Source organism: Fodinicola feengrottensis, from assembly GCF_039530045.1.
GTDB lineage: Bacteria > Actinomycetota > Actinomycetes > Mycobacteriales > HKI-0501 > Fodinicola > Fodinicola feengrottensis.
Genome location: NZ_BAAANY010000001.1, coordinates 150,952 through 164,441, shown reverse-complemented (window position 1 = coordinate 164,441; position 13,490 = coordinate 150,952). Strand labels below are relative to the sequence as shown.

14 protein-coding genes are annotated in these 13,490 nt (G+C 66.4%); 8 read left to right on the top strand and 6 right to left on the bottom strand.

Going from position 1 to position 13,490, the window contains the following annotated elements; translation table 11 throughout:
• Window positions 1–330 precede the first annotated feature (330 nt).
• On the top strand, window positions 331–3,501 hold the full coding sequence (locus ABD301_RS00780) for an AfsR/SARP family transcriptional regulator (protein ID WP_344306172.1): 3,171 nt from the start codon (window positions 331–333) through the stop codon (window positions 3,499–3,501).
• Between the two features lie 48 nt (window positions 3,502–3,549).
• Here ABD301_RS00780 and ABD301_RS00775 read toward each other — a convergent pair whose 3' ends face one another.
• Both ABD301_RS00775 and ABD301_RS00770 read right to left on the bottom strand, forming a co-directional pair.
• Complete coding sequence (locus tag ABD301_RS00775; protein ID WP_163573455.1) at window positions 3,550–3,804, bottom strand: hypothetical protein; 255 nt, start codon at window positions 3,802–3,804, stop codon at window positions 3,550–3,552.
• A gap of 510 nt (window positions 3,805–4,314) precedes the next feature.
• Window positions 4,315–5,070 (bottom strand): hypothetical protein, encoded by a 756-nt coding sequence (locus ABD301_RS00770; protein WP_163573456.1) that lies wholly within the window; start codon window positions 5,068–5,070, stop codon window positions 4,315–4,317.
• 103 nt (window positions 5,071–5,173) lie between these two features.
• Here ABD301_RS00770 and ABD301_RS00765 point away from each other — a divergent pair, with 103 nt between their 5' ends.
• The 5 genes from ABD301_RS00765 to ABD301_RS00745 all read left to right on the top strand — a co-directional run bounded on the left by ABD301_RS00765 (window position 5,174) and on the right by ABD301_RS00745 (window position 8,122).
• Window positions 5,174–5,383, top strand: a complete 210-nt coding sequence (locus ABD301_RS00765; protein WP_163573457.1) for a helix-turn-helix domain-containing protein — start codon at window positions 5,174–5,176, stop codon at window positions 5,381–5,383.
• 3 nt (window positions 5,384–5,386) lie between these two features.
• Entirely contained in the window at window positions 5,387–5,929 is a 543-nt protein-coding gene (locus ABD301_RS00760; RefSeq protein ID WP_163573458.1) for a Clp protease N-terminal domain-containing protein, read from the top strand.
• Window positions 5,930–6,028: 99 nt separating this feature from the next.
• On the top strand, window positions 6,029–6,997 hold the full coding sequence (locus ABD301_RS00755) for an ABC transporter ATP-binding protein (protein WP_344306167.1): 969 nt from the start codon (window positions 6,029–6,031) through the stop codon (window positions 6,995–6,997).
• On the top strand, window positions 6,994–7,845 hold the full coding sequence (locus ABD301_RS00750) for an ABC transporter permease (protein WP_344306165.1): 852 nt from the start codon (window positions 6,994–6,996) through the stop codon (window positions 7,843–7,845). The genes ABD301_RS00755 and ABD301_RS00750 overlap by 4 nt, the downstream gene beginning before the upstream one ends.
• 37 nt (window positions 7,846–7,882) lie before the next feature.
• Window positions 7,883–8,122: a helix-turn-helix transcriptional regulator gene (locus ABD301_RS00745; protein ID WP_163573459.1), complete on the top strand. Its 240-nt coding sequence runs from the start codon at window positions 7,883–7,885 to the stop codon at window positions 8,120–8,122.
• 160 nt (window positions 8,123–8,282) lie between these two features.
• Here ABD301_RS00745 and ABD301_RS00740 read toward each other — a convergent pair whose 3' ends face one another.
• Complete coding sequence (locus ABD301_RS00740; protein WP_344306163.1) at window positions 8,283–9,143, bottom strand: LysR family transcriptional regulator; 861 nt, start codon at window positions 9,141–9,143, stop codon at window positions 8,283–8,285.
• 95 nt (window positions 9,144–9,238) lie between these two features.
• On the opposite strand from ABD301_RS00740, the gene ABD301_RS00735 reads away from it, so the two are divergent.
• Window positions 9,239–10,477, top strand: coding sequence for an MFS transporter (locus ABD301_RS00735; protein ID WP_344306161.1), 1,239 nt, complete (start codon window positions 9,239–9,241; stop codon window positions 10,475–10,477).
• Here ABD301_RS00735 and ABD301_RS00730 read toward each other — a convergent pair.
• The gene (locus ABD301_RS00730; RefSeq protein ID WP_163573462.1) at window positions 10,437–11,327 is read right to left on the bottom strand and encodes a LysR family transcriptional regulator; all 891 of its coding nucleotides are present in this window, start codon (window positions 11,325–11,327) and stop codon (window positions 10,437–10,439) included. The two genes, ABD301_RS00735 and ABD301_RS00730, sit on opposite strands and share 41 nt — an antisense overlap.
• A 69-nt stretch (window positions 11,328–11,396) precedes the next feature.
• On the opposite strand from ABD301_RS00730, the gene ABD301_RS00725 reads away from it, so the two are divergent.
• On the top strand, window positions 11,397–11,777 hold the full coding sequence (locus ABD301_RS00725; protein WP_163573463.1) for a nuclear transport factor 2 family protein: 381 nt from the start codon (window positions 11,397–11,399) through the stop codon (window positions 11,775–11,777).
• A gap of 1 nt (window position 11,778) precedes the next feature.
• Here ABD301_RS00725 and ABD301_RS00720 read toward each other — a convergent pair whose 3' ends face one another.
• Together ABD301_RS00720 and ABD301_RS00715 are read right to left on the bottom strand one after the other, a co-directional pair.
• Window positions 11,779–12,381 carry an MBL fold metallo-hydrolase gene (locus ABD301_RS00720; RefSeq protein ID WP_344306156.1) on the bottom strand — a complete coding sequence of 201 codons (603 nt, stop codon included), beginning with the start codon at window positions 12,379–12,381 and terminating at the stop codon, window positions 11,779–11,781.
• Window positions 12,378–13,463, bottom strand: a complete 1,086-nt coding sequence (locus ABD301_RS00715; protein ID WP_344306154.1) for an S-(hydroxymethyl)mycothiol dehydrogenase — start codon at window positions 13,461–13,463, stop codon at window positions 12,378–12,380. Before ABD301_RS00715 ends, ABD301_RS00720 begins: the two co-directional genes overlap by 4 nt.
• Between the last annotated feature and the right edge of the window lie 27 nt (window positions 13,464–13,490).

The following is a 13,490-nucleotide window of genomic DNA, read 5'->3' as shown; positions in this document are numbered from 1 at the left end:
CCAGGGACACCCCGTCCGTACGAGCCGCGACCAGCTGCCGCCTGATGTCACGCATCGATTCCCCCTTTGAGAAGTCTGTTGGTGGTGGACCATGTCGATGGCCCACCACCCGATGGCCCACCACGCTGGGAAAACTTTGCCAGGTGGGTCTGAAAGATCTCTAAAACCGCTGGTCCTGATCTTGGTACGGCGAAAGAGTTTGCTTCGGTCCGGACCGAATCCGTACATATTTGACTAAGATCTGCACGGGAGACGGCGGGCGAGGGGCGCAGGCGGGTGCTGGACGCGACGGCAACAGGGCAGCGGACACGGATAGCGGTCCGTCTCTGTGTGCTCGGTCCAGTCCAGGCGTGGCACCAAGCTGGTGACATCGAGGTGGAAATCGCCCTCGGCGGGCCGAAACAGCGGGCCGTGCTGGCCGTTCTCGCGCTGGCCGGCGGCCGGTCGGTGTCCAGGGACGCCATCGTCGACTTCGTCTGGGGTGACGCGCCACCGCCACGGGTCTCGGCGACTGTCCAGACCTATGTGGCCACCCTCCGCCAAGTGCTGGAGCCGGGTCGTACGACCAGCAAAACCACCCGCGCGCAGAGCAGGCTGCTGCTGTCCCGCGGCGGCGGCTACCAACTGAACACCGAGAGCGTCACGATCGACCTGCTGCGTTTTCGGGAGCTGGTCACGGGTGCGTACACGGCCCGCCAAAGCGGCGACATGGCCGGCGCCGCGCGGCTGCTCACCGAGGCGATCGCGCTGCGGTCCGGCCCGTTCCTGGATGACCTCGGCGGCGCCCTCCGGTTGCACCCGCAGGTCGCGGCCATCGAGCAGGAGTATTTGGGGGCGGCGGTCGACTGCGCCGACGCCCAGCTGCAGGCCGGCGTACCGGACGAGGTGCTCAGCTGGCTGCCCGGGTTGGCCGCCGCCGAGGCGCTCAGCGAGTCGCTGCAGATCAGGCTGATGAGTGCGTACGCGGTGACCGGCCAGCCGGCCCGTGCGCTGGAGATCTACGAACGGACCCGGCGACAGCTCGCCGAGGAGTTCGGGATCAGCCCGAGCCGCGAGCTGCAGCAGGCGCATCTCGCGCTGTTGCAGGCCGACGAGGACAGCACGTCCGAGTACGAGAAGCAGCGCCAGACCGTAGACCTGACCGAGCTGCTGCCGCTGCGGCGCTGGACCGGCCGTCCGCCGGACCAGCGTGCGCTGGTCGGCCGGGACCAGGTCCTGCCGGAGCTGATCGAGCTCATCCAGCACCACCGGGTGATGACCCTGGTCGGGCCCGGCGGCGCCGGAAAGACCGCGCTCGCGCTGGCCACCGCCCGGACGGCGTTGGACAACGGCGTCAGCGTGGCCGCCGACGGCGTGGTGGTCGTGGAATGCGGCCGGTTGCCGGCCGAGCCGGACACCGCCGACGAGGGTTCCGGGCTGGTCGCCGAAGCCCTCCGGTCGGCCATCGACGCCCGCCCCAACGGCCGCGAGTCCGCGCTCGGCGCGGTGGTGAGAGTGCTGCAGGGCGAGCGCCGGCTGGTCGTGCTGGACAACGCCGAGCACGTACGGGCCAGCTGCAACCGGCTGGTCGACCATCTGGTGCGATCGTGCCCGTCGCTGCGGATCGTGGTCACCTCGCGCCGCCAGCTCGGGCTGCCGCTGGAGACGGTGTGGGAAGTCGAGCCGCTCGCGCTGCCGGAGCCGGACGAGACGCGTACGACCGAGCTGCGGGCCAGCCCCGCCGTACAACTCTTCGTCGACCTGGCCCGGCTGGTCCGCCGCGGGATAGACACCGACAGTCAGTTGCCCCTCATCGCCCGGATCTGCCGGCACGTGGAAGGTCTGCCGCTGGCCATCGAGCTGGCCACCGCTCGGCTACGCGCGATGTCGATCGCTGATTTGGCGCAGCGCCTGGAAAACAGTGCCGCGGTGATCAGCGCCGGCTCCGACCATCGGCTTCCGCACCAACGTGCCCTGAAATCCACGTACGAATGGAGCGCCCAACTCCTTCCGCCGGTCGAACGCCGTCTTTTGGCCCGGCTGGCGGTTTTCCCGACCGCTTTCGACTTGAGCGCCGCCGAGCAGGTCTGCGGCCACTCCGGCATCGACGCGGCGGACATTCCCGTACTGCTGGGAAACCTCGTCGACCACTCGATGATCCAGGTCATCGTGGAAGGCGAACAACTCCGCTACCGCCTGCTCATTCCGATCCGGGAATTCGCCGCCGAAGGCACCGACGAAGCCGACCTCAATGTCACCCGCCGCTGCCACCTGGACTGGTGTTTCGGCTTGCTTCAAGGACTTCTGGGTATCGAGGATTATCTTGAGCGGGCCGCTGGGATCACTACTTTCCTGATCGACATTGACAACCTCTATACTGCGCTGGGATGGGCGCTGGATCACGCCGGCGCGGCGCTGACCACCGTGGCAGCCGAGATGCTCTCGCTCTCTCGGGTGGTTTTTGACTACGACTACGGAAACCTTCAGACAGCGCGGTATTTCACTCAGCGCGCGCTTCTGCAGTGGGACATTCTGCCGCTGGCAACACACGGCCGGCTCCGGCACTGGGCTGGCCGGCTCGCGTACGGCCAGGGCCGTCCGTTGGAGGCGCGATCTCATCTGGAAACCGCGCTTCGGATTCTCAACGGCACTACCGTGGACGACTATCGCCGCCGGTCCGATATCTGCCTCGGTATCGCTTCCTGCATGTTCCTGATGGCCGATCGCTCGTGCCTGGACCTGATCGATCGGTTCCTTGTCAATGCCGAAGCAAGTGGCGACAAGATGTTGCTGGCCTGGAGACTCTCGAACGCCGGAAGTTTCTCGACCCTGTGGGGGCGTCCCGTCGAGGCGAAGGCTTTTCTCGACCGCGCGGTCGAGTTGGCCGCGGTGGGCAGCGAAGAGGGATATCACGCGCGATATCGGCTGGCCAATTTCCATCTCCTGAATGGTGATCCAGCTAAGTCCATCCAGGTGTCCACGCCGCTGCTGGCATCTCCGGATCTTCCGGTGAGCATGGTCATCGAAACCCACGCCTATCACGGTTGGGCGCTGGCCAAACTCGGAAGATTCGATGAGGGTCGCCAGCATTTGCGTCGCGGTCTCGAACTCGCTGCGGCAAGACCACTGGATCGGACCTATGTCCTGCTCGCGATGGCGGATCTGGAGCGGACGTATGGAGATCCCGCCGCCGCGGCGAAGCAGTTGCGGAAATGTTTGGCCAGTTCGTTGGCATTCTCGGACCTGCACACGGCCGTGTGGGCCGTGTGGCTCACCGCCGCGATTACTCAGGAGGCCGGTGACCAGGGCAGCCCCGAGCTCGCCGGACTTGCCCTGGCTTGTCGGCAGATCACCGAGCTGCCGCCATGGCCACTGAGCGAGACAGATTTTTCGGCCTGGGAGAAGTCCCATTCCAGAGTGGCGGCTGAAACAACTCCGCAGGACCGACACGACTTGTTGCTGGCGGCCGTTGAGGTCAGCCAGCGTCGGCTGGCGCAGTGGGAAGAGAGCCGGGAGCGCTAAAAGCTGAGACCTGGCCGACCCGAAGCCGACCAGGCGCTGCGACGGAAGCTATTTCTTGGTGATGCTGGGCACTGCCTGCCACTGGTTGCTCTGCGGTTTGATCTTGCCCGGTGCTGCTGGTTTCTCGCCGGATTCTGGCTCTTCGTCCTGCTTTGGCGTGGGCGTCGGTGTCTTGGCAGGTGGGGTGTAGTCGTCGAACTGATCGGATGAGATGTCCTTGGCCAAACGGGTGAGGGTGAAAACGGCATAGCCGACCCCTGCCACCATTGAGACAAGTGCCAACCCGCGGACCAACCGTCGCATTTCGTTTTCTCCATTCAGGACTACTCAGAAAGACATTAGCAAGCAAAAGTGCGGCACCCCGGTCCCCCCGGACACGGTCCGCCGAGGTGCCGCACATTCTGCGGGATATTCGCTGGCCCACCTGGGGGGCTTGGCAAGCCCCGCTTCGCGGATGGCGGCTCAGCGCAGGGGCAACGGCCGGACCTACGAACCCCCGTTCGGTCGTAGGCCCAGCCATCCCGCCCCGTCTGCCGTGTGGAGAGCCAAGAAAACACCCATTGCTGGCTGTCGCTCTTCCCCCGGACTAGCAGGGCTGCTCGCCCCCGTCCCCCGGGCAGACCCGAACCCCACACGCTGAAAAGGTAACCTGGCCGGCTTTAGGTTTTCTAAAATGCCAGGACACGTATAACTGAGCGATCAATTACACACAGTGAGTGCGCACCTGGCCACTTTCTGTATACGGCAAGGCGTATTTGCATGTGGTCATGAAGTCGTACGAATGTGGCGGCGTTTTCCCCATCGGGAATCTTTTTAAGATTTGACGTGCGAAATGGGGTCGGTGAGGCTCCGGCAGCGGGCGTAGGCGAGGGCTCTGAGCTGCCCGTACTGCTTGTCGACCGCGGGATCGTCGAGCGCGTCGGTACGGCGCAATGCCTGCATTATCAGCGTTGCCGCGGCGGCGGGGGCGAGGTGGTCGAGGGTGTGTACGCCCGCGCCGGCCATCGCTTTCTTGCGCAGTTCGCGGACCAGTACGGCCGAGTCGCCGGTCATGGAAATATCGGTGGCGCGCCCGGTTTTGCCCAGCGGCTCAAGGAAAACGACCAGCGCGTGGGACTTTTCCTGCTGCTCGAACTCGGCCAGCACAATGCCGTTTTGGTGGTGCCCGTCGCGATACTGCCAGCAGGTGGTGGGGGTCGGGTGTCCGATCCCGTCCCGCCAGATCGGTTCTTCCAGCCCGGAGTCGGCCAACTCGTCGGCCGCTTCGCCAGCGCGGGCACGGAGGTTCTCGCCCACTCCGATGGCTTGTACGGCCCGCAGTGCGGCCAGCGCGGGCAGGCTGGGTGATTCCCGCGCGTACTCGACGAACTGGCCGCCGATCATCGTGTCCGGGTCGATGCCGGGCAGTGGAGCGTCCCACCACATCCCCAGCAGCCCGGACGCGGCCAGCTCCACGAGCAGGACATTCGGCTCGTCGACGAGCCGTTCGAATGTCCTGACCATCTCGGCGTAAACGCCACCCGCCGGTTTCGAGGTGCTGGACCGGCGGCCGCGGCTGACTGAAGTCATCCCGGCCGATGATGCCACTCGTGAAACAGCGGTCACGCACGGGTACGCGGCGAAGCTGTCAACTCAAGTTGACATCGGCCATCTGTCAACGTAAGTTGACGGCATGACAGTCGCAACGAACCTGGCCACCGCCGCCGGCGACCGCGATCCGCGGTCCGGGCTGCGGGCGGTCTCGGCGCTGCGCCGGCTGCTGGAGCAGTTGGAGGCCATGCAGGTCGCCAACGCACGCGATCAGGGCTGGTCGTGGCAGGAGATCGCCACCGAACTCGGCGTCAGCCGGCAGGCCGTACATAAAAAACATGCGAAGAGGTGAGTGATGTTCGAGCGTTTCACTAAAAATGCGCGGCGGGTCGTGCAGGATTCGGTCTCTATCGCCGATGGCGGCCAGGTCGGCACCAGGCATTTGCTGGCGGCCATGGTCGCGGACCGGGAGTCCCGAGCCGCTCAGGTGCTGGCGCAAGTGGGCGTCGATGAGCCAGGTCTCGCGGAGCTGATGACCGCGGTGGAGGCGGCTGACCGGCGAGGTGGCCTCAGTGTCGCCGACGTCGACGCGCTCGCCGGCATCGGCATCGATGTGGACGAGGTGATCGACACCGTCGAGCGGAACTGGGGATCAGGGGCGCTTACGCCGCGACCGCCCCGGGTCGGCCGGCTGGAATCGCGGTTCGGCGCGGCTGTCAAACGCGTGCTGGAGCAGGCGTTGCGCGCCGCGGTCGACAACGGCGAACGCCAGCTCGACGACACGCACCTCCTGCTGGGTTTGCTGAAAGGGGACGACCCGCTGGCGCACGAACTGGCCGCTCGGGACATCACCTATCTCCGCGTACGCGCGCTTCTCGCCAGCAATGCTCTCTCCTGAAACTTAGATCGAGTATAAACTTCTTGTCATGTACCTAGGGCTTCTTGTAGCATCCCTGCTATCAATGATCCGAGTGATTGAATCGAACGGCGAGGTCATATGACTACAGTGAGAGAAGCGGCACCGGAGGCGACTGCTGGGCCGCCGGACGAGCGGGTCGTGCTGGACGTGAGCGACCTGCGGATGCGGTACGGCACGCACGACGTGCTGACCGGGGTGAATTTCGTGGCCCGGCGTGGCGAGGTGATCGGTCTGCTCGGCCCCAACGGCGCCGGAAAGACCACCACGATCGAGATCCTGGAAGGCTTCCGGATGCGGTCGGCCGGACAGGTGAGCGTGCTTGGTCAGGACCCGGCCAGCGGCGGCGAGGCGTGGCGGGCCCGACTGGGCATTGTGCTGCAGTCGTGGCGCGACCACGGAAAATGGAAAGTACGCGAGTTGCTCGCGCATTTGGGCGAATATTACGTGCCCTATTCCACTGCGCGGGATCCTCGGCCGTGGGACCCGGACGAGCTGGTCGCCACGGTCGGTTTGACCGAGCATGCCAACAAAAAAGTCGGCCAGCTCTCCGGCGGCCAGCGCCGCCGGTTGGATGTCGCGATCGGCATTGTCGGGCGGCCCGAGTTGCTTTTCCTGGACGAGCCGACGGTGGGTTTCGACCCGGAGGCGCGGCGGGAGTTTCACGACCTCGTCCACCGGCTGGCCGATGGTGACCACACCACCATCCTGCTCACCACGCATGACCTGGACGAGGCCGAAAAACTGGCCGACCGGATCCTGATTTTGGCCGGCGGCAAGGTGATCGCGAACGGCTCGCCGGATGAGCTGACCCGCCAGATGTCCGGCGAGGCGGAGATCCGGTGGACCCGGGACGGTCAGCGTTTTGTCCACACCAGCACCGAGTCGACCCGCTATGTGCGGGAACTTTTCCAGCAGTACGGGGACAAGATCGGTGACCTTGAGGTTCGCCGGGCGAGCCTGGAGGACACGTACATGGCGATGGTGCAGCAGTTCGAGACCGGACAAACCAGCGGCACCGCCGCCACTTTCGCGGAGGCGGCCCGATGAACGCATCTCTCTACGCCGGTCGGGCCGGGCTGCGCCGTGGTCTGATCGAGTTGCGCAACTCGGTGACCAACGTGCAGGACCTGTTTGGCGCGATCTTCCCCAACATCATCCTGCTCGTGGTGATGTTGTTCATGCGCGGCGCCAAAGTGCCAGGGCTGAATTTCTCGCTGGGGGCGACCGTGCTGCCCAGTGTGCTCGGCATGGGCATCGCGTTCGGCGGGATGCTGACCCTCGCGCAGTACTTGATGGTCGAGCGCGAGGACGGCACTTTGTTGCGAGCCAAGGCGATTCCGAACGGGATGACCGGTTATCTGGTCGGCAAAATCGTCCTCGCGTCCGGGTGGACCCTGCTCGGCCTGCTACTGCAGTTGATCCCCGGCCTCATATTCTTCAACCAGGTCGGAGTGAACGGCGTCGGCGGCTGGTTGGTCCTGGTCGCGGTCATCGTGGTCGGACTGGTCGCCACCCTGCCGCTCGGCGCCATTCTCGGATCGCTGTTCTCCAACCCGCGCAACATGGGGTTGGTGATGTTCCCGATCATGGGCTTGATCGGCGTCTCCGGGATCTTCTACCCGATCACCCAACTGCCGGTCTGGCTGCAGTGGATCGGCCAGATCTTCCCGATCTACTGGCTGGGCCTGGGCATGCGGTCGGCGTTGCTGCCCGGCCAACTGGCCGCGGTCGAGATCGGACACTCGTGGCGGCAGCCGGAAACCCTCGGCATGCTCCTGCTGTGGGCGGTGATTGGCCTGGTGGTGGCGCCGATGGTGCTGCGCCGGATGGCGCGTCGCGAGTCCGGCTCCAGCGTCGCGGCCCGCCGCGAGAAAGCGATGCAGCGGGTTGGGTAAGAATGTTCGCTGAGCTGTTCGGCGATCGGGGCGTGGCATGAGCGAGACGATCTACAACCGGATCGCCATGCTGCGCGCCGAACGCGGCATCTCCCGTCGTCAACTCGCCGAGGCGCTCGGCGTCCATTACCAGACCATCGGCTACCTGGAACGCGGCGAATACAGCCCGAGCCTCTATCTGGCACTGAAAATCGCCGACTACTTCGAGGTCGCGGTGGAAGTCATCTTCTCAACCGGTCCGTTCCCCCGCATCGGCAGCAACGAGCGCTCGGCTTAGGCCCTGTCTGGTTATTGCGGCGGGCGATAGCCGAGCCCAGGAGTCGGCTGGCGGCACCGCGGAAAAGCCCCCATAGCGCTGCTATGAAAGGCTTTCCCGCGGCACCGGCAGCCGACGCTTGGATCTCGACCCTCATCCACCTGGAATTAGGAGACACGCCCTAGTCGAATATTGTGCGTACGAGTTCCACGATGCGACCGGCTGGAGGGGACAGGTCGGTCGTCCACACCGCCTGCAGATCGGCGGCTGGCGGTTCCTCCTCCAGCCGTACGGTCACCGCGGTCGACGGCGGATGGTCGCCCAGCGTGCGAGGCACCAAAGTGATCGTACGGCTGTCGAGCAGCTCGTCGGAATACCGCCAGCCGGCGATCCTGGTGTTCACCACCTCATCCAGAATTCCTTGTACGGCAGTGAGAACGGCCTCGCGGTAGCGGGGCAGGTGATGCTCGGAGAGCAGCAGCCGGCTGCCACGGAGTTCTCGTACGGACACCGATTCCCGGCCAGCCAGCGGATGCGTACGGCTGATCACCGCGACCAGCGGTTCGCGCGTCACGCTCAGTCGGTGGAAGTCCGTGATACTGCGGGAAAAGACGAGGTCATAGCGGCCGTCCCTGAGGCCCTGTGCCAGCGCCGCGGAGTCGGTTTCGGTGACGTCCAGGCGAATGCCCGGCGCTTGCTTTCGGGCGGCGGCCTGCAAGCGAGGCAGCACTTCATAAGCGGCGCTCACCACGTATCCGACCCGTACGACGCCGACCGCCCCGCCGGCCACCGCTTTCGTACGAGCCACCGCCCGGTCGACGTCGGCGATCACTTTCCGGGCGGACTCGACGAAAGCCTCGCCGGCCGCGGTCAGTCGGGTGGGCCGGCGTTCGAAGAGTCGCACCCCCAGTTCGCGCTCCAGTTCGCCGACCTGCCGGCTGAGTGGCGGCTGGGCGATATGCAGCCGGGCCGCGGCCCGGCCGAAGCTGCCTTCTTCCGCGATCGCCACCACATATCGCATCAGGCGGATGTCCACTGGCATACCCGGAGGGTATCTCGCCGGCCGAAACGGGTATTTAGTCCTGGTCAGTTCGCGGCGCAGAATTTCCTCATGGACAGTAACAACAGATCCACCTCATGACGGGTACGCTTTCGGCGCTCACGCCGAAATCCGTCGGATTCGGCCCGCGGTTCGTGCTGGCCACCTCGACCGGATCCGTGTTGAACCCCATCAATTCCTCGATCATCGCGGTCGCCCTGGTGTCGATTGGCCAGGCCTTCGGGGTCGGCGCGGACCGGACCGCGTGGCTGGTTTCCGCGCTCTACCTGGCGACCGCGGTCGGCCAGCCGGTGATGGGCAAGCTCGCCGACCGGTTCGGACCGCGGCGGATCTACCTGGCCGGGCTCGCGATGGTCGCGGCCGGCGGCCTGCTCGGTGCTTGGGCCGGCGCGTTTGGCCTGGTCATCGCCTCTCGGGTGGTCATTGGGGTGGGCACGTCGGCGGCTTACCCGGCGGCCATGACCATGGTCCGGCAGCAGTCCGTACGGCTGGACCAACCGGTGCCTGGCCGGGTGCTCGGCGCGCTCGCCATCGCCGGCCAGGTCACCATGGCGGTCGGCCCGCCGCTGGGCGGTCTGTTGATCGCGGCCGGCGGCTGGCGCTCGATTTTCCTGGTGAACGTGCCGCTGGCTGTGGTCGGGGCGATTTTCGCGCTGCGCTGGCTGCCAGCCGACGAGCCGCGCGAACCCGCCGAAGCTGGCGCATCGGGGGCGGCCGCGCCTTTCGCCGAGGTTCGGATGCTCGTACGCAACCGGGCCCTGACCGCGACCTATCTGCGCTATGCGCTGACTTTCCTGGTCACGTACAGCTTTCTCTACGGCTGGACGCAGTGGCTGGAGCAGAGCGCAGGGCTGTCCGCGTCCGCCGCCGGGCTGATCCTGATGCCGTCTTTTGTGGTGGCCGCGGTGGTTTCGGCGATCGTCTCGCGCAGGCGCGCGGTGTGGGGACCATTGCTGGTGGGCGCGACTCTGTTGGCCGTCGGTTCGGCCAGTCTGCTTTTCCTCGACCACGCCACCTCGATCTGGCTTTTGTTCGCTGTCAGCGTGGTTTTCGGCGTACAGAACGCCATGGTGGTGGTCGCCAACCAGGCCGCCATGTACGGGCAGGCGCCGGCCGCTCATATTGGTACGGCCGCGGGTTTGCTGCGTACTTTCATGTATGTGGGCGCGATCGCGGCGGCGAGCCTGATCAGCGTCACCTATCGCGAGCGCGCCACCGATGCCAGCCTGCACACGCTCGCGACCGTCCTGGTGGTGGCAAGCGTCCTGGTCGTCGTCATGACTGTGCTGAACGCTCGGACGGCCGCCCGGCGGTAGCCAGGCCAAGGGCGGTTTCGACGAAGTGCGCGATGGCGGGGTTGCGGCTGCCAGCCGGCCAGCCGGCGGCGATCTCGTACGGGCAGGCGTCCGGGACCGGGCGGTAGGCGATGTCGTCGCGGCGGTTGCGAGCGGCCAGGGACGCCGGGATGAGGGCGACCGCCTGACCGAGCGCGACGGCTTCCAGGAGTTGGGAGCTGTCCTGGATGACCGGGCCGTCGGCGGGGTCATCGCCGCCCCAGAACGACCGCTCAGCGGGGCTGGTTTCCCGGCAGCGCGGGAAGGGCAGGCCGGCGAGGTCGTGCCGGCTCAGCCCGGCCCGGCCGGCGAGCGGGTGGCCGGTCGGCAGCGCGGCTACCCGCGGCTCGCTGGTCAGCACCTGGAGGTCGAGGCCGCGATGGTCGCCGGGCAGGCCCAGCAGCGCCACGTCGGCGCGGCCGTCGCGGACCAGGTCGGCCTGCTCGCCAAAGCCGCTGATGACCACCTCGAGCCCAGGATCTGGCCCGTACGCTTCGAGGATGCGACGCAGCAAGTCGGTGGTCACCATCGGCTTCGCAGTCACTACCAGCGCCGGGCTGGCCGCGGCGGCTCGGCGGGTCCGCAGGGCGGCCGCGGAAATCGCGTTGAAGACCTGAGTCGCCTCGTCCATAAGGACCGCGCCGGCGGCGGTCAGTGCGACCCGCCGGTTGTCTCGCTCGAACAGTTGCGTACCGACCCGGCGCTCCAGTTGCCGGATCGCCCGGGACAGCGGCGGCTGCGCGATGCCGAGTCGCTCGGCGGCCCGGGAGAAGTTCAGCTCCTGGGCGACCGCTTGGAAATACCGCAGCTCTCGCACCTCGAGATCGACCATACCTTCAGGGTATGGCATCAGATCCGATCGGTCCTTCGGATTTCGCCGAACCGTTGGTGGAATGGGTGGATGGATCTGGAACAGAACAAGGAAACGGCGCGGGCGTACCTCGATCTCGCCTTCAACGCGAGGCGACCCATGGAGGCTTTCGATCGTTACGTTGGCCCGTCGTACGTGCAACACAATCCGCACGCACCCGATGGCGCGGAAGCTTCGAGGAAATTCCTCGGCGCGTTTGTCGAGCGGTTCCCGCAGCTGCGGCTGGACATCCGCAGGGTTATAGCGGAGGGAGACCTGGTCGTGACGCACGGGCTCATGAAGCTGACCGATGCGGAGCGAGGGACCGCCATCGTGGACATCATTCGGTTCGCGGACGGGAAAATCGTCGAGCACTGGGATGTGGCGCAGCCGGTGCCCGACGATCCCGCCAACCAGAACACTATGTTTTGAGTCAGTCCTGTCGATGCGCGGCCTCAGCGCCGATGGTGGTGTCGTCGCCGTGTCCAGTGTGGACGGTGGTGTCCGGCGCGAGAGTGAGCAATCGCGCCGAAATCGACGCGACAATGGTGTCGAAGTCGGAGTACGAGCGGCCGGTCGCGCCTGGTCCGCCGTTGAACAGCGTGTCGCCAGTGAAGACCACGCCCAGATCCGCACTGTAGAGCGAAACTGAGCCGGGCGAGTGGCCCGGCGCGTGCCGTACGGACAGGACCGTGCCGGCGACGGGCAGGTCCTGACCGTCGGAAAGCTCGCCGTCCGGCGGCAGCTCGGGATAAACCACGTCCCACAGCATCCGGTCGGCCGGGTGCAGCCAGACCGGCACGCCGGTGGCGGTTTTTACCGCCTCCGCCGCGCCGATGTGGTCGTTGTGGCCGTGCGTACAGACGATCGCGGTGACCCTGCGCTTCCCGACCGCGGCCAGGATCGCCTCGGCATCATGGGCGGGGTCGATCACCAGCACCTCGTTTTCGTCGCCCACCAGCCAAACGTTGTTGTCGACGTCCCAGCTGCCGCCATCGAGCTCGAACTTCCCGGACGTGACCACCTTCTCGATCAAAGGACCACGACCGAGCGCAGGACCTCGCCGGCATGCATTTTCTCGAACGCGGCCTCGATGTCGTCCAGCGTGGTGGTCTCCGAGACGAAGGCGTCCAGATCGAGCCGGCCCTGCTGGTAAAGGTCCACCAGCATCGGGAAATCCCGGGAGGGCAGGCAGTCGCCGTACCAGGATGATTTCAGCGCGCCGCCGCGGCCGAAGAAATCAAGCAGTGGCATTTCCAGCCGCATGTCCGGGGTGGGCACGCCGACCAGCACGACCGTGCCGGCGAGATCGCGGGCGTAGAAGGCCTGTTCGTACGTCTCCGGCCGGCCGATCGCCTCGATCACCACGTCCGCGCCAAAACCACCGGTGGCCTCGCGAATCGCCTCGACCGGGTCGGTCTGCTTGGCGTTCACGGTGTGCGTCGCGCCAAGTTTGCGCGCCCACGCCAGTTTCCGGTCGTCGACGTCGACGCCGATGATCGTACGAGCACCGGCCAGCCTGGCGCCGGCGATCGCCGCGTCACCCACGCCACCGCAACCGAAAACGGCCACCGTGTCGCCGCGGGTGACCCCGCCGGTGTTGATGGCGGCGCCGAGCCCGGCCATCACCCCGCAGCCGAGCAGCCCCACGGCTTTCGGATCAGCGGTCGGGTCGACCTTCGTGCACTGTCCAGAGTGGACCAGCGTTTTTTCAATGAAGGCACCGATGCCGAGCGCGGGCGAGAGCACTGTGCCGTCCTTGAGCGTCATTTTCTGGGTGGCGTTGTGGGTGTTGAAGCAATACCAGGGCCGGCCACGCAGGCAGGCGCGGCATTTCCCGCAGACCGCCCGCCAGTTCAGGACGACGAAGTCGCCGGCCGCCAGGTCCTCGACGCCCTCGCCCACGGCCTCCACGATGCCAGCGGCTTCGTGGCCGAGCAGGAAGGGGAAGTCGTCGTTGATGCCGCCCTCGCGGTAGTGCAGGTCGGTGTGGCAGACCCCGCAGCTCTGGATCTTCACCAGCGCCTCGCCGGGCCCCGGATCGGGCACCACCACGGTGTCCAGCCGGACCGGTTGTCCCTTACCCGGCGCGATGACTCCGCGAACTTCCTGACTCATGCGTGGCTCCTCATACGGCGGCAGAGA